Below are 25,179 nucleotides of genomic sequence, written 5' to 3' on the forward strand. Positions count from 1 at the left end.
CTTATTCCTCCTAAAGAAATACTTGATTCTTACATGCTATTGTTCCTTTTATACACAAAAAAATCAAGTAGTCTGCATACTTCTTTAGATAAACAGCTTTGGCGTTGAGATCCCTTGTTTCTCATTTTTTTTCGATTTTTGCGTTGTTTTTTTATTTTTTCGTTTTTTGACTTTTTGACTTTGCTTTGCTTCCTTTCGTTTCAATTCTTGTTTTCTTTTTTTCTTAGTCAATTTCTCTTCCTCCTTATCATCAATAATATCAATGGATTCCACATCATCTTTCGCTCCAATAGATTCATCCTCATCTTCCACCCCATCTTCACTTTCTTCTCCTAGCTCTTCCTCATCATCTGATTCTTTTAATGCTTTTAACATCTCAAGCATTGCCGGTATATTTTTTACCATTGGCCCATATTCCTGCACAATTGGTGCGGCAGACTGTGCCATTTTTAAAGCGCCTTGTGCATTTCCAAGCCACTTTGATATACCTGCACCACTTGCACCACCTGCAGAACCTACTCCTGGTGGCCCAGGCATTCCTGCACCTCCCGGAAAAGTAGTTGGAAATGGTGGTCTAGGTGGATACCCTGCTGTAGGTGAACCAGTTGTTTTGGAACCTTTTAAAAATTTTTGTATAAAGCCCTTTATTCCACCTTGTTTAGCTGGTGGTCTTTGAAAGGGATGACCTTGCTGAAATGGGACAGGTGGCCTCATTGTATTCCTAGGAATCTGATGAAAAGTTGGGGGTCGCTGTTGCCTTGGTGATAACATACGTATCCCTCTTTCGTTGATTGTATCGTTTTGTTTATTGTACGCATTAGGTCATCGAACAGTGTAGGCGAATGAAGGACTATTCTTTAGATTTAACGAAGGTGGAATTATAAGAGGATTTGGATTTGGATTTGCATTGTTGGTTTCTAAAAAAAAGAATGTTAGCAGCTACGGAAGCTGAAACATTCTTGGAAATGGGTAATTACTTATGAGACTATTTCCCGGGCAAGCGCAAAATTCTACGTAAGTTGCAGAGGGGATGGCGGGATATGTGTCGTTAATTGACGCTGTGCAATGAAACGAGTCGATATTTACAAATCGTTTGATTATTTTTTAAGGTTAATTCCAATATTTCCCCTCGTCCAATTTGATCGGAGTTATTATATCGTTTTATATCAATTGTCTGATGGATCGGAAAGATTCGGTAACCTTCAAGTGTAATTTGAAACATATTTTCTTGGTCTGTTAAACGTTTTTCTTTTCCTTTTGTCACTAGTACCCATTCAATCAAAAATGGCATAGTCATATGAACACCCCTCAAAAAGGAAACTTCTTCTATTTAATCGTACGGGAAAAGAGATCGATTTACAACTATTTTCGCATCAACAATTTCAATTATTGTTTACTCAGGGGAAAGAAGAGAAAAGTCTTGATAACGAAAAGGGAAATCTAACTGATACTTGTTTAATATGTTCGTGTTTTTGTTAAACAATTCCTCGTATGCGGATGTTTCTCGTTTTCCCTCGATTTTGTTTTCTAAAATGGTTTTAATCATTTGAATCGCTGCGGTTGCTTCCATTATTTCTTGAAGATTTAATTCTTGCAAATGAGAATCATCCAGTATGTTAAATTGTTGCAAGCTAGCTATGTATGATAGCGGAAAAAACATTGGAAATACGCTATGAAATAAATAGTCAACCTGTTCTTTTATATATACATGCTGCTCTGGTGTTGAAGCTATTACAACCTTCATGAAAATCCTCCTTGTCTTCGAAAAAACGATCCCTAGTGATCAGCTGTAACCAAAGAGATTGTCTGTTCATCTAGTAATACTATAACATGCATGATAGACAAGGATTAAGGAACAATTATTGGCAAACAAGGAAGCGAACGCATATCAGCTTGCAGAAACGAATTTGCTTTACTTAGGACTTTCCTTCCTATCATTTTCATTAAGAAATTTACTATTTCAATTCATTAGCTAAGTATTCATCCCAAATATGATCAAACACTCGTAATGCATTTGTAAATGGTATATTCCATTCCAAATAAGAGCTGATTTCGTCGTAATTAGTGGATTGCTTTGGGAAATTAGAATCATGAAACATCCATTCAGCTAATTGACTCTCTTCCTCATGCAGCTTAGAACCCCTAAACCTCATCATGTAGTGGTAAAATGATCGCATTGTCTACACCTCATTTGTTTTTTCTATCTCATCGTTCTTATGTCGTTTTTTTCGGTATACCATTGCAGATAAGACAACACTGATTTCATACAGTAAAATAAAGGGAACTGCAACAACAAGCTGTAAGATGAAATCTGGTGGAGAAATCATTGTTCCGATGATAACAAGAATGAAATATGCATATTTTCGAGTTTTACGCAAGAAAGCAGGCGTCACAACCCCTAAACTAGTTAGAAACATGGTGATAACAGGAATTTCAAACATCACTGCAACTGGGATAATCACACGGAATAAAAATCGAAAATACTTATCAGCCGTAAATATCATATTAACCATTCCATCATTTAAAGAAACTAAAAAAGGGATAATCATATTGACAAACACGTAATATCCAAATGTCAATCCTCCCAAAAATAGGATAAAAACGGCCGGAATATAAGCTAAAGATACTTTCTTTTCCTTTGCTGTCAACCCTGGCTTTATAAACAACCAAATTTGTATACACAAAAACGGAATCGTTCCAATAAGGCCGACTATACTTGCCATGGTAAAAAGAATCCAAATAATCTCAACAGGACTGATTGCACTTAATTTAAACGGAATGTCTTTCTCAAGAAAGGAGTATATATCTCTTGAATAAACAAATCCAAATATAAAAAAAACAACGAATACAATTAATGACCATATGATTCGCCATCTTAGTTCGGATAAATGTTCCGTAACGTTCATATCTTTATCTTGTGCTTTCCCATTTTTATCGAACACTTACACGTACCTCCTTGTTACAAAAGAGCTAGAAGAAAAGAGGGTGTAAAGGAACACCACCTTTACACCTCTTAACATATTCCTATGACTGATTGTTTTTTTTCTCTATGTTTTTCGGCTCATCGTCAGACATAATATCTCTTGTTGCCTTTTTAAATTCCTTAAGTGAGCTTCCGACAGCTCTCCCGATGTCAGGAAGCTTTGAAGGACCAAACACCACTAAAGCAATGACTAAGATGAGGATTAATCCTGGTGCACCAATGTTACTGAGCATACTTGATCACTCCGTTTCGTTTATTACTTTTCTCCCTTTTCATCCTCTATTTTTTTACGATTTTCTCCTTCATCATTTGTAAGATCTCTTGCAGAATTTTTGAATTCTCGAAGGGTTTGTCCAGTCGCCTTTCCAATCTCTGGGAGTTTTTTTGGCCCAAATACAACTAGTGCGATGACTAGAATTAAAATTAATCCAGGAATTCCAATGGAGGATAGCATGTATTCACCTTCTTAATAAAATTTAATCTTTTAATGGTTTGCTGAAACGAGTTCGCTCTCATGTTGACGACTATAGTTTAACACGTTTTTCCTTCGTTGTCCTTTTCCTTGAAAAAAGTTTTCGCTACTTCAAAATCATCTGGAGTATTCATATTAAAAAAATGTTTGCTAACTTCCTCATTCGAAACATCATGAAAAGTTTCTACGTAGTTAACAGGAATGTTATTGAGATAATCGGTGAACCTTAGCTGATTTTCATTTAAACAATTTTCAATGATCGGTAATGTATCTTTTTGGTAAATACCAGACAATGGATGTGTTTTATTTTGATAAACAGGAACCACCCCTTGGTAAGATTCCTTCAATGAATCGTCTAAGTATGCGTATAGTTCCTTTGATATAAATGGTGTGTCACAAGCAATTAAGCATACACGATCTTTATTAGTTGAAGCTAGCGCTGATTGCAGTCCAGCAAGCGGTCCCATTCCAGGATAATTGTCCTCTAGCATCGGAATATCAAGAAACTCATAGAGGGATTTGTCATTCGTAACAATCATCATTTCGTCACAGACAGATTGCATTTCATCTGCAATATGCTGAATGATCGGGCGCCCATTAAGCATTAAAAGTGATTTATTCGTTCCCATACGAGTGGATTGTCCTCCTGCCAGAATAACGCCACTTGGAATCATTCCTTTTGCCCCTCCTTAATAATGAAAGTTTGTTTTATATAGGTTGTTCAAAAAGTCACCAAATGATAAGCTGCCCATCTGCTTGCGACGCAAAGGATGTGGCGACATTAGTCGACCTTTTGATTTGTAAACTTTTTGAACAAGCACTTTAGTCGGCCTTTTCACTTATCTTTTTCGATCGTATTGAAGAAAATAGTAATCGTATGGATTATTTTCGTCTTTTACCCCATTTTCTTTCTTTGTAAGTGTCCACTCATTTTCATTGTACAAAGGAAAGTACGTATCTCCCTCAAATACTTCATCAATATAAGTCATGTACATTCGATCAGCATATGGTAGAATTTGCTTAAAAATTTCCGCTCCTCCAATTACAAACCATTCCTTTTCTCGTGAATTTTTGTTCCACTGGACAATGGTTTCGATCGAGTGAATGACGCGACACCCAGATGGAAGAAATGTTTTATCTCTAGTCAACACAATATTTTCACGGTTTGGAAGTGGCCGTCCCATACTATTGAAGGTCTTTCTTCCCATTACTACGGAATGCGTGACGGTTAATTCTTTAAAAAATTTTAAATCCTTTGGTAATCTCCATGGCAAGTCATTATTGCTTCCAATTACACGATTTCGATCCATAGCAAATAATAATGAGATCATTCAATAGTGCTCCTTTCTAAACTGCGACTGGTGCTTTAATAGCAGGCTCTGGATTATATCCTTCTATTTTCATATCGTCCATTGTAAAATCAAAGATTGACATTTTACGTTCATTTAAAAAAAGTGCTGGAAATTGCTTAGGACTCCGACTTAATTGTGTTTCTACTTGTGCGATATGATTTGAGTATATATGGGCATCTCCGATTGTGTGAATAAAATCTCCCACTTTCAATCCACATTCATGTGCAATCAAGTGTGTTAACAAAGCGTAGCTGGCAATGTTAAACGGAACACCTAGAAATACATCCCCGCTCCGTTGATACAATTGACAAGATAGACGCCCATCAGCCACATAAAATTGAAACATGGTATGACAAGGCGGTAGTGCCATGTTAGAAGGTACATCTTCAGGATTCCATGCAGTAACAATGTGCCTACGTGAGTCTGGATTCGTTTTTATTGAATGTATAACATCTTTTAATTGATCGATCGTCTCCCCTTTAGACGTTTCCCAGTCTCTCCACTGCTTACCATAAACAGAACCGAGGTCTCCATATTTAGATGCAAACACATCATCCGTTAAAATCATAGATTTAAATTTTCTTATTTCTTCCTGATAGGCTTCATTAAAAACAGGATCTGTTTGACTTCTATTTCCGAAATTAGTCATATCTGGACCTGTATATGCATCACTTTCTACCCAATTTTTAAAAGCCCACTCGTTCCATATATTGTTGTTATGCTCAAGCAAAAAACGAATATTCGTATCCCCATTGATAAACCACAGCAATTCACTAGCAATTAACCGGAACGGAACCCTTTTCGTTGTCAAAAGCGGAAATCCTTCTGTAAGATCAAACCGCATTTGATAACCAAACACGGAATAAGTACCAGTGTTCGTACGATCTTCTTTTTTTATCCCCTTCGTTAAAACGTGCGTACATAACTCTAGATATGCTTTTTCCCCGACTTCCATGGTGAATAACCCCTTTCAAATTGAGCTTAATGATAATAATAATTTCTTGTTATTTTATTTGTTTTTAATGAAACGAAATCGGAAAATAGTTGATACGTTTGTGGGGCATTGTCTGCAATTTTATTTGCAGTTTCATCACTATAATAATAGGTAGCAAACATTTCCGCAAAATACTCGGTAGAATAATTTAGAAAGTACGCATTGTCTGGGTAAACCTGATCCGCTTCCATTTTCCATATTTCTTGGATCTTTTCAGCATAAACTGGGGATGTCTTTAATAATTTATAAACGGTATGGCCAATCTCATGAAGCTCTAAGTTGATGGATCCATGACCACTACCAGGTTCGCTCGCTCCAATTTTAGCTGACACAAGCCATCCACCACCAGACCCAGGAACATCTGTCCACGTAACATCCTTTTTCCACCCTCGTGGCTTTTCCCAACGTAAAAAATACAATAAAGGCTCATCTGTCAGACTACCTTGAAATAGGCGAACCTTAACACGCTGATTGACTAGTAAAGATAGCACAGGACGATCAATCTGATTAATCCTGTATATCATCTTACCTAGCTCGTCCTTATCCTCAAGATTGTCTGGAATCACTACCAATTGCCTTAATAAATCTATATTGGATAGAGAGTTCATGTTAGGGATATCTTTTTTTGCTACCGCCTTACTTAACATCAAACCTTGAAACGGTCTCGTAATATCGATAAAAGGAAGTACTAGAAAAAGAAAAATTAACACGAACTTTACTTTCTTTGTCCATTTATTCATTTGAAACGCAACAAAAGGGAATCAAAGAAGCACAGTTATCATTTGAACATCTTCTGTTTAGTTATTCATAAAGTGGTTGTACTTTTATTCTAACATATTACAAGAATATATCATTTAAATAACAAGCTCATATACGAAAAATCGATGCATATTGTTAGAGTACAACGTCGGAAAGGAGATTTTTTATGCTTACAAATGGAAGTGTGCAAAATGTTGTCAAACATTCCATGGCCTATGGGTTTGTGCTTAGCCAGCCTTTCTCCTTTTATGTAGATTCTTACCCTGTTCTACAAAATGAAATTCTTACAGAATCTCGTACACTTTATTATGGAGAAAATAATGAGGCTGTGCGCGTCTTGCAAAATAAATTGAACGAGTTATCTTATTTTGACTCGAATGTTGATGGAGATTTCGGGGTGTTAACAGAATATGCATTAAAAAAATTCCAACGTGATCAAGAGCTTGAATCTAATGGGCAAGCCGATAGAAAAACAGTGCAGGCATTGATTACAATGGAACGAAAAAAGTATATGGAGCCATTAAAATCCATCGATAAGACGATGTATCAAGGACAACAAGGTAAGGAAGTTGAGATCGTTCAAGCGTCGCTTTCCTACTTTGGATATTATCAATCAGAAATTGATGGTATTTATGGCCCTTTGACAGCTAAAGCATTGAAGTCTTTTCAACAGGATTACAACTTAGAGATTACAAACGAGATTAATGAAAAAACAGCGAATAAAATATATGCTGCAGACGCTTCTACAAAACAAGAAGAAGACCATGAACATAACGTCAATGTAACGAACAAAGCACCAAAGGAAGTAAAAAAAGTCACAAATCAAAGTGGCTATCAAGTAGACCAATTAATTGCAGATGCAAAAAAATTTATTGGCACTCCTTATCTTTGGGGTGGGGAGACACCAAATGGATTTGACTGTAGTGGCTATTTACAGTACGTGTTCCAATTACAGAATGTTCAAATACCTCGGACAACAAGCGAACAGTGGAATTTTGGCACCACTGTACAAAAACCGTCGGTAGGCGATATCGTGTTTTTTGAAACCTACAAACCTGGTCCATCGCACAATGGGATCTATGTAGGGAATGGCAAATTTATTCATTCAGGAGCATCACGCGGAGTGGAAATAAGTGACATGAACAATTCCTATTGGTCACAACGATACTTAGGTGCAAAACGAGTTTCGACACAATAACATAGTTATCCTATCTGACCCCCTTCCCTGATTGGAAAGGGTTCTTTTATTGTATCAAGTTCGAGTGTTCAGTACCACTTGTCATGAACGATTTATCCTTTTATTCAAAACCCCATTCCTCGAAAAAACGAGAAATGTAGTCTTCCAAATACTGATGTCTTTTTTCTGCAATGTTTTTCGCCGTTTTCGTATGCATCATCCACTTTAATTGGAGTAATTTATCATAGAAATGTTGAATGGAAGTTTGTTGGTTTTCTGGATCATAAATAATCTGTCCATTTGCACCGCCATACGCAAAAGTACGGGCAATTCCAATTGCACCTATTGCATCTAACCGATCGGCATCTTGAACCATCCGCCCTTCAAGAGTCGTTGGAATCCCCCCTTTACTAAAAGAGACATCTTTTATAGCCAATGAAATTTGCTCGATCTGATCATTACCAACCCCGATTTCATTCAGAAAGCGGAAAAGATTCTTATGTGCTTCCTTTGGGTCTTCAAATAATTTCTTGTCTCCAATATCGTGCACCCAACCCGCCATTTCTGTAACAAAAGGATCTCCTCCTTCTGACTCAGCAATCAATTTTGCCATTCTTGCAACACGCCTCATATGGTAAAAATCATGTCCTGTTATGTCATGCTGAAATACCCCATATACATACTGTTCTGTTTGATTAATAATTGCATGATTGTTCATTTTCTATTCTCCTAATATTTCGTAACATTCATTTGTACTTTTAAATACTTAATTTAGGAAAACTATAGCAATAACCTATTAACTCTTCAACAAATTTACGTTATTTTTTCCAAAAAGCATAGAATATCAATTTCATATTTTCAAAAAGAAAACGATCGTATTTAAGTCTTGACGCATTGGTAATAATAAGCTATATTGGATTCAAGCAAAGAAGATTTAAGGATTCATTAGGTACAGGTGACTTCTATAGAAGTGGGTTGGAACAGTGATCCTAATACTTCTATAAAAGTCGCCTTTTTTCGTTTCCTTATAAGATGGCCAAAAAGTACCAATGTTTTCGGTGGGACGAATAATTGTAGTCCTAGACGTGGCGTGTATAGTCGGCCTTCTAATTTTCCGACTTATTGAACACGCACCTTAATCTTATTTGTATTACCACGTTTTACGTGAAAGGTTTTTAGGAGGATTATTTAACATGCAAAACGGAGTAGTAAAATGGTTTAACGCAGAAAAAGGTTACGGGTTTATTCAAGTAGAAGATGGAAACGATGTATTTGTCCATTACTCTGCAATTCAAGAAGAAGGTTTTAAAACGTTAGAAGAAGGACAACAGGTATCGTTTGAAATCATTGAAGGTGACCGCGGACCACAAGCAGCTAATGTAACAAAATAATAATGAACAATAGATAAGAACAAATATATATGTAGCGGTAATCTATCCATGATTACCGCTTTTTATTGCTCTAAGTAGATTCAAGATATGTACTTTTGTGCGACGGACTAAAATGTATGTAGGATATAATGGATCCATTGATTGTACGTATAAAAAAGAAGGTGTGTAACACGATGATTGAAGTATACACAGATGGTGCCTCAAGCGGAAATCCAGGGGCAAGTGGGATTGGTATCTATATAAAACAGGGCGAAAAACACCAAACATTTTCAATTCCTATCGGCCATTATTCCAATCACGAAGCAGAGTTTTTAGCAGTGTTAAATGCATTAAAAATTTGCAGAGATCAGTTTCCTGGTGAAATCTTATCCTTTCGATCGGATTCAAAGGCTGTTGTGGATGTATTGGAAAAGGAATACACAAAGAACCCCAAGTTTATACCTTTTCTTAAAGAAGCACTTGAAGAAATCCGCCATTTTCCCTATTTTTTCATTAAATGGATTCCCGAAAAACAAAATAAAGTAGCGGACAAACTTGCTCGTGAGGCAATACATAAGGAAAGTTAACTGGCAAGGCCCTTTTCCTTTAACAAAAGCAGAGCATCCTTTGTCGTATCAATTGCTTCGTCTCCCAAAAGTTCAAGAATACTTATAAAGAAGCTACCGTCTAGTTCTTGTTGAAAGCGCAATGTTGTTTTCAGGGCCAAAACGACCTTCCAATCTGGGGTATTTGTTGAATTCTTCCCAAAATAGATAAAGCGTATATCCTCGTCGGTTAATCTAAACCCCTTTGTCCATAAGTCTTCGATAAAATATCCCAACTGATGTTTTCGCATAGAGAATGGTCACCCCATTACAAGAGTGTGTTCAAAAAACATAAGTCGTACATTTTAATTCATTGTCGACCTTCTGAGTTGTTAATTTGAACACACTCAATCATAATCGTTTTTCGCAAAAGATTGTCTCTTACCTCTTAGTATATAGAACGTACGTTTGTTTGTCTAGTGGTGGGTAGTTCAATTAGAATCCATAGATCGTCATTCCACCATCAACGAAAAGTGTCTGCCCGGTTATGTAGTTACTAGCATCTGACGCCAAGAACACCGCAGTTCCTGCTAGTTCTTCTAGTTTTCCCACACGACCGAGCGGAGTCCTAGAAACAACCTCTTTCTTGTATTCTTCGTTTTCCAGTAGTCGTTCTGTTAATGCAGTTGGAAAATACCACGGTCCAATTGCATTCACTCTAATACCGTATTCTCCCCATTCTAACGCAAGGTTTTTAGTCATTTGAATAATTGCACTTTTTGTCATCGCATATACGACTCCAGTTCGTAGTGCTACATGCCCTCCAACGGAAGATATATTAATGATTTTGGCATTTTTATTGTGTTGCATTCTTTTTGCAGCTCCCTGTGCTAGGAAAAATGCACTTTTCATATTTGTGTCCACAATTTGATTCCATTCGGATTCCGTCACATCCACTGCTTTGCTTCTGATGTTCATTCCTACGTTATTCACGAAAATATCTAAAGGGCGCATTCCAATCATGTCATCCATCTTTGCCATGATCGACTCGTAATTATTAACATCACCGCAAACAGTATAGACGTTCCCACCATATCTTTTTGCTTCTTCCTTCACATTATCTAATTCAGACTCTGTCCTAGACACCAATATCAGATCCGCTCCTGACTCCGCAAAAGCAAGAGAAATTGCTCTTCCAATCCCCTTCGTAGCTCCTGTTACGAATGCTAGCTTCCCTTTCAAACTAAAGCTTGGCAAATACATTTTTTTGGCTCCCATCATTTTCATTTTTCATCTTTAAATGGTTTTAGGGTTTTAGACCCCCACCTCTAAGCGAAGCGTAGGTGGGAATTTCCAATCAGGTGGAGTCGAGACTCCATCTGATTCCCCGATGTTTCAGCTTGCTGAAACGAGTTCGCTTAAAAAGTGCGCGTTCTAAAAGTTATAGATTCGACTATACTTGTCGGTCAGATAGGAAACTAAATACGATGGGTTTAATGGTTCGTGAGTCACATCTTCTAATATGGCTAAAGGCTTTTTCATCTTTCCATACTTGTGAATATGCTTCGTTAACCATGCTTTTATTTGCTCGAAATCACCTTTTTTAATAATTTGATCAACATCCAATTCTTGTTTAAGGGTATGGTGAAACTGTGCAGCATACATGTAACCAAGTGCATAGGATGGAAAGTATCCAAAGTTTCCTGCAGACCAATGAATATCCTGTAAAACACCCTCTTTGTCACTGGATGGGCGAATACCGAGATATTCTTCCATTTTATCGTTCCATAGCCTAGGGAGGTCTTTTACTTCAATCTCTCCGCTAATTAACGCTTTCTCCAGCTCATACCGAATCATGATATGAAGAGAATAGGTTAATTCATCTGCCTCAATCCGAATAAAAGAAGGTTTTACCTCATTAATTGCAGGATAGAATTCATCAAGCGTTAGGTGCTGAAAAGCTGCTGGTGCATAAGATTTAAACAAATCAAAATGATTGGTCCAAAAACCCTCGTTCCGCGCTACGAAATTTTCCCAAAATAATGATTGTGATTCATGAATTCCCATTGACGTGCCCGTTGCTAACGGCGTCAAAGCAAGTTTTTTATCAATATTTTGCTCATAAAGAGCATGGCCACCTTCATGGATGGTGCCAAATACAGCCATCCGGAAATCGTCTTCATCATATCTTGTCGTTACACGAACATCATTTGGGTTTAATGAAATAGCAAATGGGTGAACTGTTTCATCTAGACGACCAGCCTCAAAGTCGTATCCCATTCTTTCCAAAATTTCTAGACTAAATGCTTGTTGATTTTCTTTGTTAAATGCATGCTGCAATATAGAAGGATCTGGTTGAACAGTTGATTTTTTTATTTTATTAAGTAATGCCGTTAATTCTTTTCTCAGCTCAGGGAAGACACGATCCAAGGTTTTCGTCGTTACGCCTGGCTCGTATTGATGGAGTAAGGCATCGTAAATGTGATCCTCGTAGCCCCAATATGTTGCAAACTTCTTGTTATACGCAACTAATTTTTCAAGGTAGGGTTGTAAGAGTGAAAAGTCACTCTGTTCTCTAGCTTCTTCCCAAATCGATTCTGCTTTTGATTGCAGCATCTTATAGGCCTTAAATTCATCGTTTGGAATTTTATTATTTTTTTCGTATTCCTCTTCACAAACTTCAACAGATTTTTGGATGATGGCATTATCTGTTACCCCTTTTAATTGATCTATGTAGGACTTCATTTCATCTGAGGTTGATAGTTCATGCATTTTTTGTGATAAAAAACCAATGACTTCAGCTCTTTGTTCCGCACCTTTTTTCGGGGCTTTTGTACGTAAATCCCAATACATTAACGATAATGCTTCTTCATATGCGTTTTGTTGCTTTAAATAATCTAGAAACTGTTGTTCGATTTGCTTGATTTCCATTGTTCCATCTCCTCATATTTTCCAAAATATTGATAGTAATCCGTTCGGATAAATCCGTTAAAAAGCTTTCTTTTTTTGGTTGCTTTTTTACCATACAGAGTTTCAAAATTTGGATGAGACGTCAATATGTATACACTCCAAGAAGGGTGATTCTGTAATGCCTTTCCAAGATCGCGATACATATCTTCTACTTCTTTTTTATCACCAATCCGTTCACCGTATGGTGGATTACCAATTAGATAGCCATTTTTACTATTTGAATGAAAGTCTTTCACCTGCATCTGCTTCCAGTTAATAAGATCAGCTAATCCTGCTTCAATCGCATTCTGCTTCGAAATTTGGATCATCCGATGATCAATGTCAGACCCCGTAATGAATAAAGGTTGATCATAGTTTGCAAGATCTTCTGCTTCCTCAAGTGCTTTTTCCCATTGGTCAGAATCAATCCAATCCCATTCTTCAGATGCAAATGCACGATTAAAGCCTGGTGCTATATTTTGTCCTATCAGAGCCGCTTCAATTGGTATTGTTCCAGAGCCACAAAAAGGATCAACAAAAGGTTTTTCTGGGTGCCAATTGGTTAGTTGAATTAAGGCTGCTGCAAGTGTTTCCTTTAGTGGTGCATCTCCTTGTTCGATCCGATAACCACGTTTATGTAATCCAACGCCTGACGTGTCCATTGTTAAAGTGGCAGTGTCTTTATGTAGTGCGACTTCAATTCTAAAAAGTGCTCCTGATTCTTCCAACCATGAAGCGATCCCATATTTCTGCTTCAATCGCTCAACAACAGCCTTTTTAACGATTGCTTGGCAGTCAGGTACACTGTATAATGTTGATTTGACTGATTTTCCAATGACAGGGAATTCTCCATGCTCAGGGATAAAGTTCTCCCACGGCAATGCTTTTGTTTGTTCAAAAAGTTCATCAAAGCTTGTCGCTTTAAACTCTCCAATAAATAGCTTCACACGATCCGCAGTTCTAAGCCATAGATTACAACGCGGAATGGCCGAAACACCTGCTTTAAATATAACACGGCCGTTTTCAACCTTTGTTTCCTCATACCCTAAGGCCTTTACTTCATTAGCTACAATCGCTTCTAGTCCCATAGCAGCAGTGGCGATTAGTGTGATTGACTGTCTCATTATTACTTCCTCTCTTTTTAAATCAATGGTAAGCAAGAAAAAGCCCTTCCTAAAAGCGTGAGCAATTAGAAAGGGCTGTGTAATCTGTCAAAGACCAAATGAATGTTCTGTAAGCCATGTTTTGTACTGTAGTACTGCAAACGGTGGTCAGCCTCGTACGTTAGTAGTAATCATCTATCTACAAGCCGATTTAGCTTGTCCCTCTTAAAGTTGCATTCCTTCATCAAGGGTGCCCCTACCAATATTTGGGTTGCTCACTCGTGGGGTTTACCTCGTTCCACTCAAGTAGTTTCCTACTTGACTACGTCACTGTGGCACTTTCAAGGTTAGGATGCCCTATCTAAAAGACGTAGGCATCTTCCCTGCCGTTAACCAATAATGGTTACCTTGACTTATGATTTCGTCAAGCACGAACACTACAAACATCTCAGTCTGTGTGAGCATGGACTTTCCTCTACACGGTGTGATCCGTGCAGCGATTACCCGAACATTCATTTATTTGCTTAACTATTGTAATCTCTACTGTACTTACAGTCAAATGCGACTCTTTATAGTATAGCACAACTACTAGTCACATTCATTGGTAAATAAAGGGGATTGACATTAAGAATCAGCAAATTTTTTTCCAAAGACAGCTTTTTCTAAATTGGATAGACGCTTTAAAATATCATAATTCACTTGATGATTTGTTGCTGATGGTCTTGCACGAGATTGATCCGAATTTTTTTTCAATCGATCATTTTCCTGTGTTAACCGATCGATCTCTTGTTGTAAGATTTCATAATCTTGAATAACGATGTCTAAAAATTCATCCACTTCTTCTTGATTATATCCACGCATTCCAGTCTTAAAGTTTTTTTCTAAAATATCTTTCCCACTTAGTTGAACCCGTTCAGAATACATCTTTTTCATCACCTCATATTTTGCACAACTTATCCTTTATTTTTTCAAAACATTCAAGGATTGTCAATTTTTTATTTGTTTTTGACTTAGAAAAGTGGATTTGATAGTCTTTGTATACCAATCAGACTATGGTTCATGCCGTGTTAATTCCATTTCCCGTACGACATCTTCTAGATCAAAAGGTGTTATTTCTAAAAGAAGATAGTCCTTCTCGTACATAGCTTGTTTTGATTTTTCGAGAAAATACGATGTACTACCAGGGTATTCCTCGTCCACTAACATGAGACACCCGTCTGTTTTTTCAATGATCCAATTGTCACGTGCTTGAAATTGAAACGCTCCTTTATAATCACCTTTATATAAAGGCCGGAAAAAATCAGCTGAAGCAACTATTTCCTTGTAAAGTATTTGTTCTTGCTCTGACCAACGCGTTTCCATATTTTCAAAAGGCGGGACAACCCCCAATTGTATATCGTATTCAGCCTTAAGCTCCATTATGACTTCTGCAGTCCAAAGCTCTACTCCTGTCTGCCCAGAAATAAGTACCCATTCTAATCCTTCGTCAATTAATACAGTTAATTTTCTTTTTAATGCTTCCTTAATGATTAAGATTTTCTGATCGTTTGGTTTGAAAATATTTAATTCAAATGGTCTATAACCAGTTACATATAAGACTCTCATGAAACTATCCTCTCATTAATTACGTTTGAAAAAAAGGACTGGGACAGCCCCAGTCCTTTTTTACTACCACCAATTTTTTGGTTTTTTTTCGGAAAAACCATCTGCTTTACTCGGCATAGGATTTGGACCAAATTTTGGATTGATTTTAGGTGATTCTACCTCTGGTCCTGTAGGTGGGACAGATGGTGCAAATGGGGGTGCGTGGTGATGGTAAATTGGCCCCTCATTAATATCAATACTATTATACGTGTTCGCAACGGATTCATAAAATGGGTGTAGGTGATGATTCTTCACTAAATGATGGTTTACAATGGTAGTATGGGTAGGATGAACATGTTCCACATGCTCAACATGATCCCTGTGTACCTCACAATGCTTTGTCGGATGAACAATACGTTTAACAGGCCCCATATAGCCATGATGTGGAACAAAAGGTCCGTGATGTGCCATGTTTCTATATCCCCTTTCTCTCCTAGAATTACTACTAGGTTATGTGAAGGACAAGGCACATGTACTGAGGCAGTGACCTATTTTGATGATCGCTTCATCAAAAAGGGCATATAGTAGGTCAGAAATTCTTATTAATCACACAATCCCTTATTCAATTATCTGGCCCAATTTAGGAAAGGTGCCCGATTAAAGAAAAAGCAATTGACAACTAATCTTGATATATTTTTTGTGCTTCGTATTTAATTCCTTGGTACTTATAATTTTGTTTTTTATACATTTCCCTTGGGGTATCTTCTCCGTCGGCCACTAATATTACACCCTTCTCCGGAAATGAATCCATTACAAATTTTTGTAACCGGCTTCCTATTCCTTTGTTCCGAAACGACTCGTCAACAGTTAGATTATCGATTTCTACTGTTTCATTAGAGATAATGACATCAACATAGCCTGCTGGAGATCCTTTATAAAAAGCTAAAACTTGCTGAATATCTTGATCTTCAAACTGACGCTTTATAAGATTAGCCTTCTGCTTTGCAAATTCGCTTCCAAACTCTAAGTCATTCTGATATTGTAGATCAAGAAGTACTTCTAAATTTTTATCTGTCACTACTTGAATATCTATATCTGGGTTGTTTCTCACCGAAGGAAAGTGTTTTGGTTGAATAGCATACAATTCTAGAAAACCTATTTCATAACCCATATCAGTTAGGTAAGCAATTAGTTCTTCTGTCGGTTTTATATTTGCAGGGAAATAGAATTTTACATGCTTTTGGCCTCTCTTCAGATGATAATCCCTTAGGTATTTTTCTACCTCTTTAAACTCAGTTAAAGACGGTAAAGTTTTAAATTCAATGAAATTACTGTCGTACCTGATCAACATCTCTGGATAATGAATATGTCTATAATGAGTATTTTCAGCCGCTATTTTTCCCAGTGTATAAATGTCTTCAAATGTTATTTGTTTCATTTGTGTTCTCCTTTATCCAAGAGCCATGCCCTTGTTCTCTACCACCTAAAAATTATTCAATCAACTGGCACTTATACAAAATGAACGCTCTTTTATTTTTTCTACCACGTTTGCATTAAAAATTGTTCCAGCAGATCCTGTGTCCAATAACACGTTATCTAATAATAACTTATTTCCACGAAACGTTACTTCAAGTTCCACAAAAGGAAGGCCATACTGAATATGAATTTTCATCTTGGGCCTCGAATCCCCATATATCTTTCACGAGCCACTAAATTTTCGCGAGACGTATGGAAAAAACAATATTCACGTAGTAGTTGATCTTTTCGTATTTTTTCATAGCGATCCATTGCTTCTAAAGAATTTTCAAATCTATCGACAACTACTACCTCTTCAATATATCTATGCCCGTCGTCTGAGTGCGCTTTTATTACCTCTAAAACAACCCATTCATTTGGAAATCGTTTTTGTACTTCTTGCCAACGCATCTCAACCCTCCGTTCAAGTATGTTTGTCCTTATAATAACATAGGAGTAACTGACTATGGGATACGAAATGTTTTAGATGCATCATACCATCGTTGGTAGCACGATTGAACGTCATCGTAGAAAGATTCGTCCCCTCCAGCAATATGATGTGTACTTATGACAGCTAAGACTCCCATCCTGCATTTTAAGTACATCGGGCAGCATTTGAGGATTGGATATTACCGCAGAATCATTGCCTCTGGGTATTAAACGCCTCTTTACAGCCCCTATGCCGTAACCGTTTCGCCAATATTGATTATGAATAATGAAAATAAAATGCCGCATAAAGTGCAGCATTTTGATAGTTCTATTCTTTATCCTCATTGAGATCATCAGATTCAAATGAATATGGTAATAAAGCATCCATTGTAACTGTTTTTACTTCATCCAACAAATTGGCAGTATGAATTCTTGTGTCTTTGCTAAAAAATTCACTCATTACCTGTCTGCATGAACCACAAGGAGGAACTGGACGCTTTGTATCTGCAACAACTGCCATTTCATTAAATTCTGTTTCTCCTTCAGAAATAGCTTTAAATATAGCTACACGTTCTGCACAACATGTAACAGGATAAGCAGCATTTTCAATATTACATCCTGTGTAGAGATTACCAGACTTTGTTAATAATACAGCACCTACTTTAAAGTGTGAGTATGGAGTATACGCTTTTTCTCTTATTTCTTTTGCCTTGTTTAATAATGTTAGCTTGTCCATGTATATGCATCCTTTCAGACTATGTCGGGTTCAGTTTATTTATTTACGGTGTTTGCTTGTATACGATCAACATCCTCTAATAATCGATTAAATACATATAGGACGGAATGATGTAGCTCCATATATCTTTTCTTTCTTACGTCAATGTAATAACTATGCATAAGTAATAACGCGATGTTTTCGCTAGTCGAAACAATCTGCTGTGGATGAACATGCACTTTTTTATTTTGGACAAAACGCATTGCCTGTTCTTCCCATTGCTGGTTCAGCAAATACGTTGGTGTGGTTTCCTCTTTTACGAAAGAAAAGAATGCATGATCTTTTTTATCTTCTGGCTTTTGGCTCGTTAAATATCGTTCTTTTAGTTGCAGGATTTTTGTTTGAAGTTCAAGAGTTGTTTTTTTTATTTCCATTATTTATTCCCTGCCCTTCTATACGTACTACTGTACCTTATTTCCGGGCAAAATGCATTTTTTTAAACCAATTTTTAAACGGGTTACCCTCAAAACTGTAAGAAATGGTTTGTTTGTTGTTGGATTTCTTTTCTGAGCGTTTTAGTCGTTTTATTTCATAACGGAGCTTTAATACTTCCTGCTTTAGTTCTTCCATTTCCTGTCGCTGTGTGAGGGACATCGTCAACACTACTTCATCTGCTTTCGTTGACAGCTTCTGATCCATAATTCTTACTTGATCGATTAAGTCGACCCAAGCCTTTTCAAACTCCTTTTTTGATACGGGTTTCGTTTCTTTTACGGTAGAATTCATTGATATTACCTCCTCTACATGGTTTCCTTAGTCCATTGATTCGTTATATGTTGACGTTATCCTTCTCGTCCGACAAAACTAGAAAAAAAGATACAATATAGTCGGGATATCATTGCATGAATCTACATAAAATGCTTAAAGAGGATGTTCAAAAAGTCACCAAATGATAAGCTACGCATCTCAGGCCCACACGATGTGGGTCATGCAGGCGTTGCCACAGGACGTGGCGGTCTTAGCCTGTATTCCTTAAATGGCTTGTTTTTCCGTTACTCAAACTACGGCCGCCTCGACCTGCTTGCTTCTAATTCGGCGACTTTTTGAACTCGCACTTAAAACTAGCGATAAAAGGAGGGATCTTTTTGGCTAATAAAAAGAAAAAGAATAACGCAAAACCACGTAACAATCAACAAGAAAGAAAAGACGGTTATGGGAATAAAAAATTAGAAGGTCCAAACCGACCAGCAGAATAGGAAATGCAAAGGATAAAAACCCTTTTTGGTTTTTATCCTTTTTTAGAGATTGTTACACCTTTCTTTATAAAAGTTAACGCTCGCACCACCTTTCTTTTTATATAAAAATGATGACTCACTTCCGTATTTATGTCTATTTCTGGTTCTGCCCACCACTTTTTTCGTACCCCCCCATGAAGAAACCAATCATTACGAATAGTATCTTGATGTTGAATGACAGGAATGTGTAACCGCAGAAAACGTGAAGAATTATGCAAGACTTTACTATTTTTTGCATAGTCTTTTCTTGAACCAGTATGCTCCGTTTTCTTTGCAAATTTATAAATAGCAGGGTGAGTGTCTGTGTGAAATAAAATTTTCGAAAGTTTTTTTCCGAGATGAATCCGTTCCGTTACATCAACAAAATTACGGACGTATAGCCCATATACGTTTCCGTTTTGTGCTGGAAAAAGAACAGCATTCATAGTCAAAGCATCTTGGATCAAGTAAGGCCATCGTTTAAAAATATGCTTTTGATAAAAAGGGTGTTCGGAAACAGGTTTTTGAATGACATTTTGTTCATTAATTATGAGTGCTTTCATTAATCTTTCCTTATCGTTATAGTACCAAAAGTGAAACCATTCTTTTTTCATGAACACCGATACATGAAAGGCATCAAGAAGATGAAATAAAGGATAACCGACTATAGTAGACAATTTGTATAATAAAAGCTGTGGATAAGCGTCTGAAAAAATCAACCAATTTGCGCGTTCATAAGTTGAAAGAAGTTGTTTCCTTGTTCGATCAGATAAAAGGGTCGTAAATTCATCTGTATATAAATCCGTCATATTCCAACCAGCATTTCGAGACACCATACTTGCTAAAAAAGACCATTTGATTTCTGGGTAATGATCATAGAAGTTTTGATAACTGTTCGTTCGGGTAATATTATCGATATTCCTTTTTTTTGTTTGCTTCCTGATATAATTAATGTAATCATCGAATTGAAGACTTTGCATACATAGCACCTCATTTGATCGTTTCACTTATAAAATTTTTACATCGATATTTTGCCTTATTATGTTCATAGTGATTCATTTTTTGGTATGATACTCACATGTACAGGAGGAATGAGAAATGAATTATCCGAACGGGAGCAAACAAATTCCTCGTTCCAGTCAGAAACTGAACTCAAATGAGACGATCTTTAGTAACAGAGGAATGACTTTAGAAGAGGATATCAATGCAACGAATGACTACTATCTGGATGCATGTTTAGCAGTAATTCATAAGAAGCCAACACCAGTACAAATCGTAAAGGTTGATTACCCAAAGCGAAGTGCTGCAGTCATTAAAGAAGGATACTTTAAACAGGCGTCCACAACAGATTATAATGGTGTGTATCGAGGGAAATATGTTGACTTTGAAGCGAAAGAAACGAAAAATAAAACATCCTTTCCACTTTCTAATATTCATCAACACCAAGTGAATCATATGAAGGCCGTTATAAATCAAGGAGGAATCTGTTTTTTAATTATTCGTTTTGCAGCATTTGATGAAACTTATTTATTTCAAGCACATCACCTTTTTGAACATTGGGACAACCAATTCAAAGGTGCACGCAAATCGATTAAATATGAACAAATTCGTGAAAACGGGTATTTTATTCCTTTTGCATACCAAGCAAGAGTAAATTATTTATCGATTGTTGACCAGGTATACTTTTAAAGGTAACCATGCACTTTTAGAACGGAGGAAGATGAGTTATGGCACAAAACAGCCAATCTCGCACAGCTAGAAGAAAACAGTTGAAACAGAAAAAGAGACCACTTTGGAAAAAAATTGCGCTCATTTTTGGGATTATTGCTTTGGCAACAGGACTTGGAGTTGGGGCATTGTTCACGTATTATATTGCGGCTGCACCAGATATAGATGATGCCTTACTTCAAGAATCGTCTTCAACTAAGGTTTATGATATGAACAAAGAAATATTCGCTGACTTAGGTGCAAAGAAACGAACGAAAATTACGTATGACGATTTACCTGACGTTCTCGTAAATGCTGTCATTGCAACTGAGGATGCACGCTTCTTTGATCATATTGGAATTGATTTCCGCCGAATTGGCGCTGCCGTTATCGCAAATGTTACAGATGGTTTCGGATCGCAGGGTGCAAGTACGATCACCCAGCAGGTCGTAAAACGTTCTTTTTTGTCACCGGAAAAGACAATAGAAAGAAAAGTACAAGAGCAATGGCTTGCTATTAAACTTGACAGTAAATATTCAAAAGAAGACATTCTAGAAATGTATTTAAACAAAATATTTTATGGAAACAATGCTTATGGGGTTGCAAAAGCCGCCGAAATATATTTTGGGAAAACGGATCTAAAGGAGTTAACGTTGCCAGAGGCTGCTTTGCTTGCTGGACTACCACAACGACCTTCTGCCTATGATCCATACAATTATCCAGAGCGTGCACAGGAAAGAAAGAATATTGTACTAGATCTCATGGTGCAACATAACAAAATTAGTGAGAAAGAAGCAAATGAAGCGAAAAAAGTTACAGTTGAATCGATGTTAATTGACGATCAACCAAACCCTAGCCCATATGAAGCCTTCTTGAAACAAGTACGTGAAGAAGTAATGGAAAAAGCGGATGGTGCAGACATTTACAAAGATAGCTTGAAAGTATATACGACGCTTGACCAAAGTGCACAACAGCAAGTCGAATATTTACTTAGTGAAGAAAGCCCTATTACTTACCCAGATAATAAATTTCAAGCAGGATTAACTGTTTTAGATACGAAAACGGGTGCGATTCGAGCAATCGGTGGAGGTCGGAAATTAGACGACACACAAAGAGGCTGGAATTATGCAATTGATGGCGATGGCAGGCAGGCTGGGTCCACCTTTAAACCGATTACTGCTTATGGGCCTGCTATTGAAACAAAGAAATGGTCTACCTACCATCAGTTAAATGATGATAAACCTTTTCCAATCGCTGGTACAGATAAAGTCATTCAAAACTACAATAATCGTAATCAGGGTTGGATGACGATGCGTTATGCTTTAAAGGAATCATTAAATGTTCCAGCAGTGAAAACGCTAGATGAGGTAGGCTACAGTAATGCACAGAAATTCGCGGAAGGATTAGGGATTGAATTTTCAAATGATCAAATGCAAATCGGGGATGCCATTGGTGGAACAGCTACTGGAGTAACACCACTAGAGCTTGCGGGAGCCTATCGAGCATTTGGAAATGAAGGGATATACAGTAAACCTTTTTCTGTAACAAAAATCGAGTTTAGTGATGGTAAGACGATAGATTTTAAGCCAGAATCAAAAGCAGCAATGTCAGAGTACACAGCTTATATGATAACAGACATGCTCAAATCAGTAGTAAATAGTGGTACAGGTACTGCTGCCAATATTAGTGGATTACCTGTTGCAGGAAAAACTGGTACAACAAATATAGAAGGAAAAGATGGCAGTAATAATTCCTGGTTTAGCGGGTACACAACCAACTATACAATTTCCGTGTGGACTGGTTATGACGAGAATAACAAGATTATACCTTCTAGTGGTTTAGGCGCTGCTAAAGAATTGTTTAGACAAACGATGTTAGAAATCTCTAAAGGGAAAGACACACCTGATTTTGTAATGCCTGATTCTGTTGTCGAAGTTGCAGTAGAAAAAGGATCAAATCCTGCTAAACTTCCGAGTGATTTCACACCAAAATCAGAAATTGTTACAGAATTATTTGTAAAGGGAAACACACCAACTGAAACATCCGATAAATACAATAAATTAAAACCAGTAGAAGGATTAAAAGCAAAGTATAACAAGGACAAACAATCGATCGAAGTCTCGTGGAAGTATAAAGATATGAATGATGCTAATCCTGTATCGTTTGAAGTCAACGCTGGAACAGGTGATTCACTTAAAAACCTCGCGACAACAAAAGAAAAGTCAGTCGAGATTAGTAACGTTGAACAGGATACTACGTATACAATAGAAGTTATTGTTGCAAGTGATGAAAATGAAAACAATGTAAGTGATCCTGTGACGGTTGAAGTGAAAGTACCAAAAGAAAAAGAAGAAAAAAAAGATGAAGATGAAGATGAAAACGAGGATGAGGGAGACAATTCTGTTAAGCCTGTTGAAGATCTTTCTGCTTCATATGATCCGACTGGAAAAACCATTACTGCACAGTGGAAATATCCAAATGGGAAACCTGTTAACTTTGAGGTTCGACTAGGTACTAGTTCAAATGACATGAAAATCGTGACTACGACAGCCGAACAAAAAGCAGTAATCTCAATTGAAAACGATCAAGTTGTAGAGACATATTACGTCGAGGTCACTGCCATAGATAATAAAAAACGTAAGAGCAGTCCTTCAACAGTAAAAGTAACAACGATACAACCACCACCTGAACAAGATGGCAATGATTAAGCACCTACGCTTCGCTTAGAAACCACTTTAAGATTAAAACAACAAAGGCTTATCGCCAAAATGGTGATAAGCCTTTGTTAATAGTGTGTTTCTACATGTCTACACATGCACTTCACTTTCTCTCTTTTTCATTCTTTTCTGCCCTTCTCTACACAAATCTAATAAAGCACAAGTATCACAGTTTGGATTTTTCGCTTTGCAATGGTATCGTCCGAAAAAAATCATTCGATGGTGGGTATCGCTCCACTCATTCTTTGGTACCTTACGCATTAACGTTTGCTCCACTTCTAATACAGAATCCTTCCACTTACAAATTCCTAAACGTTTTGATACGCGTTCCACATGAGTATCAACCGCAATTGCAGGTTCATGAAAAGCTACAGAAGCGACAACATTTGCTGTTTTTCTTCCTACACCTGCTAATTGGATCAATTCCTCTTTTGTAGATGGGACCTCTCCACCATATTCGTCTATTAGCATTTGACATAGCTTGCGAATATGTTTGGCTTTGTTACGATACAACCCGATCGAGCGTAAATCTTGCTGCAATTCTTCTAATTGTACTGCCACATAGTCTTCAGGAGTTTTATATTTTTTAAAAAGATCCAATGTTACTTTGTTTACAAGTGCATCCGTGCATTGTGCGGATAAAACGACAGCAATAACCAATTCAAATGGATTTTTGTGTCTAAGCTCACACTCTGCATTAGGAAACATTTCTTTCATAACATCTAAACAATACCGGATTTGTTGTTTGTTTAGCATGATCGTCCCCCCTATTCCTCCTCCAGCCAATTGTAATACAATGTTACGTCTCTTTTTGGCTCTGTCTGTGCGTCTTTTTTCGTTTGATGTTGGTGAAAGGATTTACTTTGTTTTCTTGCTTGCTCAACTGTTTTAATGCCTTTCTTCTTCCACTCTCTTAAGATTCGATCAATATATTTAAAATTAAGCTTACCCATTAATACCGCCTCACGTAGTGCAGCTTTAATAAGGGAAGGAGAATGTTGATCTTCATCCAACCAAATCGTTACCATTTCAATTTCAAACGGAGAAATCGGCCTACCAAACTCTTGTTCAAATAAAATAAATACATTTGTCTGTTGTTCATCGACATTTGTTTTCGTTTCGGAATCTTTTTCAGTTTCAAAAAGTTGTTGCCACAAATTTTCTAACGAATAGGTTTCGTCTATAACTTGTTGTGCATGATTTAATTGTACAATGTTGAGAAAATTACGTTGAATCAATTTACGCAAGATATTTGCACAGCCTTGTTCTGTTATTGTTAAATACTGCGCAATATCACCTGGTGTAGGGAGGAAGTTTCCCTCCGACTGAAAACGATGGAGTTGCATTATTACCATTACTTCTGTCTCATTTAATCCAAGTTTTTTATAATTTTTAAAAAGTGATCCAGGAATCACTAGTTGTTCATTTAAGAAAGTTTGAAAATCAAAGCTACTACCCATAAATCGGTCACCTCTCATACATATTATAGCATGAATACATAACAAACTAGGATATAGCACACTAGAAAATTGTT

General features: G+C 37.0%; 33 protein-coding genes and 1 other RNA gene. 5 read left to right on the forward strand and 29 right to left on the reverse strand.

Annotation, left to right across the window (positions count from 1 at the left end; genetic code table 11):
* Positions 1–84: 84 nt before the first annotated feature.
* The 11 genes from vrrA to NC797_RS09485 form a co-directional block, all read right to left on the reverse strand.
* A complete protein-coding gene (vrrA, locus tag NC797_RS09435; protein WP_272436532.1) occupies positions 85–771 on the reverse strand; it encodes a VrrA/YqfQ family protein in 687 nt (228 codons plus the stop codon).
* Positions 772–1,048: 277 nt separating this feature from the next.
* The gene (locus NC797_RS09440) at positions 1,049–1,297 is read right to left on the reverse strand and encodes a DUF2584 family protein (protein ID WP_272436533.1); all 249 of its coding nucleotides are present in this window, start codon (positions 1,295–1,297) and stop codon (positions 1,049–1,051) included.
* Between the two features lie 96 nt (positions 1,298–1,393).
* Positions 1,394–1,744, reverse strand: coding sequence for a DUF5365 family protein (locus NC797_RS09445; protein WP_272436534.1), 351 nt, complete (start codon positions 1,742–1,744; stop codon positions 1,394–1,396).
* 211 nt (positions 1,745–1,955) lie between these two features.
* Complete coding sequence (locus NC797_RS09450; protein ID WP_272436535.1) at positions 1,956–2,177, reverse strand: YozE family protein; 222 nt, start codon at positions 2,175–2,177, stop codon at positions 1,956–1,958.
* A 3-nt stretch (positions 2,178–2,180) separates the two neighbouring features.
* Entirely contained in the window at positions 2,181–2,906 is a 726-nt protein-coding gene (gene tatC / locus NC797_RS09455; RefSeq protein WP_272436669.1) for a twin-arginine translocase subunit TatC, read from the reverse strand.
* Positions 2,907–3,024: 118 nt separating this feature from the next.
* Entirely contained in the window at positions 3,025–3,216 is a 192-nt protein-coding gene (locus NC797_RS09460) for a twin-arginine translocase TatA/TatE family subunit (protein WP_272436536.1), read from the reverse strand.
* A 23-nt stretch (positions 3,217–3,239) separates the two neighbouring features.
* Positions 3,240–3,437 (reverse strand): twin-arginine translocase TatA/TatE family subunit, encoded by a 198-nt coding sequence (locus NC797_RS09465; protein ID WP_272436537.1) that lies wholly within the window; start codon positions 3,435–3,437, stop codon positions 3,240–3,242.
* 77 nt (positions 3,438–3,514) lie between these two features.
* Positions 3,515–4,129 (reverse strand): molybdenum cofactor guanylyltransferase, encoded by a 615-nt coding sequence (mobA, locus tag NC797_RS09470; RefSeq protein ID WP_272436538.1) that lies wholly within the window; start codon positions 4,127–4,129, stop codon positions 3,515–3,517.
* Positions 4,130–4,294: 165 nt separating this feature from the next.
* Positions 4,295–4,786, reverse strand: coding sequence for a dihydrofolate reductase (locus tag NC797_RS09475; RefSeq protein WP_272436539.1), 492 nt, complete (start codon positions 4,784–4,786; stop codon positions 4,295–4,297).
* Between the two features lie 16 nt (positions 4,787–4,802).
* The gene (locus NC797_RS09480) at positions 4,803–5,762 is read right to left on the reverse strand and encodes a thymidylate synthase (RefSeq protein ID WP_272436540.1); all 960 of its coding nucleotides are present in this window, start codon (positions 5,760–5,762) and stop codon (positions 4,803–4,805) included.
* Between the two features lie 26 nt (positions 5,763–5,788).
* Positions 5,789–6,511, reverse strand: coding sequence for an anthrax toxin lethal factor-related metalloendopeptidase (locus tag NC797_RS09485; RefSeq protein WP_272436541.1), 723 nt, complete (start codon positions 6,509–6,511; stop codon positions 5,789–5,791).
* A gap of 215 nt (positions 6,512–6,726) precedes the next feature.
* On the opposite strand from NC797_RS09485, the gene NC797_RS09490 reads away from it, so the two are divergent.
* The gene (locus NC797_RS09490) at positions 6,727–7,758 is read left to right on the forward strand and encodes a C40 family peptidase (RefSeq protein ID WP_272436542.1); all 1,032 of its coding nucleotides are present in this window, start codon (positions 6,727–6,729) and stop codon (positions 7,756–7,758) included.
* Between the two features lie 100 nt (positions 7,759–7,858).
* Here the strand turns inward: NC797_RS09490 and NC797_RS09495 are convergent, their stop codons facing one another.
* A complete protein-coding gene (locus NC797_RS09495) occupies positions 7,859–8,455 on the reverse strand; it encodes an HD domain-containing protein (RefSeq protein WP_272436543.1) in 597 nt (198 codons plus the stop codon).
* Between the two features lie 475 nt (positions 8,456–8,930).
* Here NC797_RS09495 and NC797_RS09500 point away from each other — a divergent pair, with 475 nt between their 5' ends.
* Together NC797_RS09500 and NC797_RS09505 are read left to right on the forward strand one after the other, a co-directional pair.
* Positions 8,931–9,128, forward strand: a complete 198-nt coding sequence (locus tag NC797_RS09500; RefSeq protein ID WP_272436544.1) for a cold-shock protein — start codon at positions 8,931–8,933, stop codon at positions 9,126–9,128.
* Between the two features lie 173 nt (positions 9,129–9,301).
* Positions 9,302–9,694 carry a reverse transcriptase-like protein gene (locus tag NC797_RS09505; protein ID WP_272436545.1) on the forward strand — a complete coding sequence of 131 codons (393 nt, stop codon included), beginning with the start codon at positions 9,302–9,304 and terminating at the stop codon, positions 9,692–9,694.
* Here NC797_RS09505 and NC797_RS09510 read toward each other — a convergent pair.
* The 15 genes from NC797_RS09510 to NC797_RS09580 form a co-directional block, all read right to left on the reverse strand.
* Positions 9,691–9,963, reverse strand: coding sequence for a DUF6123 family protein (locus NC797_RS09510; protein WP_272436546.1), 273 nt, complete (start codon positions 9,961–9,963; stop codon positions 9,691–9,693). The genes NC797_RS09505 and NC797_RS09510 overlap by 4 nt on opposite strands.
* 184 nt (positions 9,964–10,147) lie before the next feature.
* Positions 10,148–10,915 (reverse strand): SDR family NAD(P)-dependent oxidoreductase, encoded by a 768-nt coding sequence (locus NC797_RS09515; RefSeq protein ID WP_272436547.1) that lies wholly within the window; start codon positions 10,913–10,915, stop codon positions 10,148–10,150.
* Positions 10,916–11,086: 171 nt separating this feature from the next.
* A complete protein-coding gene (locus NC797_RS09520; RefSeq protein ID WP_272436548.1) occupies positions 11,087–12,583 on the reverse strand; it encodes a carboxypeptidase M32 in 1,497 nt (498 codons plus the stop codon).
* Positions 12,550–13,725 carry a THUMP domain-containing class I SAM-dependent RNA methyltransferase gene (locus tag NC797_RS09525; protein WP_272436549.1) on the reverse strand — a complete coding sequence of 392 codons (1,176 nt, stop codon included), beginning with the start codon at positions 13,723–13,725 and terminating at the stop codon, positions 12,550–12,552. Before NC797_RS09525 ends, NC797_RS09520 begins: the two co-directional genes overlap by 34 nt.
* A 105-nt stretch (positions 13,726–13,830) precedes the next feature.
* An RNA gene (rnpB, locus tag NC797_RS09530) (RNase P RNA component class B) lies at positions 13,831–14,216 on the reverse strand.
* Between the two features lie 112 nt (positions 14,217–14,328).
* Positions 14,329–14,628 (reverse strand): cell division regulator GpsB, encoded by a 300-nt coding sequence (gene gpsB / locus NC797_RS09535; RefSeq protein WP_272436550.1) that lies wholly within the window; start codon positions 14,626–14,628, stop codon positions 14,329–14,331.
* Between the two features lie 126 nt (positions 14,629–14,754).
* Positions 14,755–15,309 carry an SLOG family protein gene (locus NC797_RS09540; protein ID WP_272436551.1) on the reverse strand — a complete coding sequence of 185 codons (555 nt, stop codon included), beginning with the start codon at positions 15,307–15,309 and terminating at the stop codon, positions 14,755–14,757.
* A 63-nt stretch (positions 15,310–15,372) separates the two neighbouring features.
* Positions 15,373–15,759, reverse strand: coding sequence for a CotD family spore coat protein (locus NC797_RS09545; protein ID WP_272436552.1), 387 nt, complete (start codon positions 15,757–15,759; stop codon positions 15,373–15,375).
* A 208-nt stretch (positions 15,760–15,967) separates the two neighbouring features.
* Positions 15,968–16,726, reverse strand: coding sequence for a GNAT family N-acetyltransferase (locus tag NC797_RS09550; protein ID WP_272436553.1), 759 nt, complete (start codon positions 16,724–16,726; stop codon positions 15,968–15,970).
* 60 nt (positions 16,727–16,786) lie between these two features.
* Entirely contained in the window at positions 16,787–16,960 is a 174-nt protein-coding gene (locus tag NC797_RS09555; RefSeq protein WP_272436554.1) for a hypothetical protein, read from the reverse strand.
* Positions 16,957–17,214, reverse strand: a complete 258-nt coding sequence (locus tag NC797_RS09560; RefSeq protein WP_272436555.1) for a hypothetical protein — start codon at positions 17,212–17,214, stop codon at positions 16,957–16,959. Before NC797_RS09560 ends, NC797_RS09555 begins: the two co-directional genes overlap by 4 nt.
* A gap of 346 nt (positions 17,215–17,560) precedes the next feature.
* Complete coding sequence (locus NC797_RS09565) at positions 17,561–17,968, reverse strand: cytidine deaminase (protein ID WP_272436556.1); 408 nt, start codon at positions 17,966–17,968, stop codon at positions 17,561–17,563.
* 35 nt (positions 17,969–18,003) lie between these two features.
* Entirely contained in the window at positions 18,004–18,381 is a 378-nt protein-coding gene (locus NC797_RS09570) for a DUF1798 family protein (protein ID WP_272436557.1), read from the reverse strand.
* A 37-nt stretch (positions 18,382–18,418) separates the two neighbouring features.
* Positions 18,419–18,733 carry a hypothetical protein gene (locus NC797_RS09575; RefSeq protein ID WP_272436558.1) on the reverse strand — a complete coding sequence of 105 codons (315 nt, stop codon included), beginning with the start codon at positions 18,731–18,733 and terminating at the stop codon, positions 18,419–18,421.
* 502 nt (positions 18,734–19,235) lie between these two features.
* Positions 19,236–20,201: a DUF2515 family protein gene (locus NC797_RS09580; RefSeq protein ID WP_272436559.1), complete on the reverse strand. Its 966-nt coding sequence runs from the start codon at positions 20,199–20,201 to the stop codon at positions 19,236–19,238.
* A gap of 118 nt (positions 20,202–20,319) precedes the next feature.
* On the opposite strand from NC797_RS09580, the gene recU reads away from it, so the two are divergent.
* Positions 20,320–20,910 (forward strand): Holliday junction resolvase RecU, encoded by a 591-nt coding sequence (gene recU, locus NC797_RS09585; protein WP_272436560.1) that lies wholly within the window; start codon positions 20,320–20,322, stop codon positions 20,908–20,910.
* 38 nt (positions 20,911–20,948) lie between these two features.
* Positions 20,949–23,636 carry a transglycosylase domain-containing protein gene (locus NC797_RS09590; protein ID WP_272436561.1) on the forward strand — a complete coding sequence of 896 codons (2,688 nt, stop codon included), beginning with the start codon at positions 20,949–20,951 and terminating at the stop codon, positions 23,634–23,636.
* 99 nt (positions 23,637–23,735) lie between these two features.
* Here NC797_RS09590 and nth read toward each other — a convergent pair whose 3' ends face one another.
* The gene (nth, locus tag NC797_RS09595) at positions 23,736–24,401 is read right to left on the reverse strand and encodes an endonuclease III (RefSeq protein ID WP_272436562.1); all 666 of its coding nucleotides are present in this window, start codon (positions 24,399–24,401) and stop codon (positions 23,736–23,738) included.
* Between the two features lie 11 nt (positions 24,402–24,412).
* Positions 24,413–25,105 (reverse strand): DnaD domain-containing protein, encoded by a 693-nt coding sequence (locus tag NC797_RS09600; protein ID WP_272436563.1) that lies wholly within the window; start codon positions 25,103–25,105, stop codon positions 24,413–24,415.
* Positions 25,106–25,179: the final 74 nt, after the last annotated feature.

Origin of the sequence: Terrihalobacillus insolitus, from assembly GCF_028416575.1 — a bacterium.
Taxonomy (GTDB): domain Bacteria; phylum Bacillota; class Bacilli; order Bacillales; family Amphibacillaceae; genus Terrihalobacillus; species Terrihalobacillus insolitus.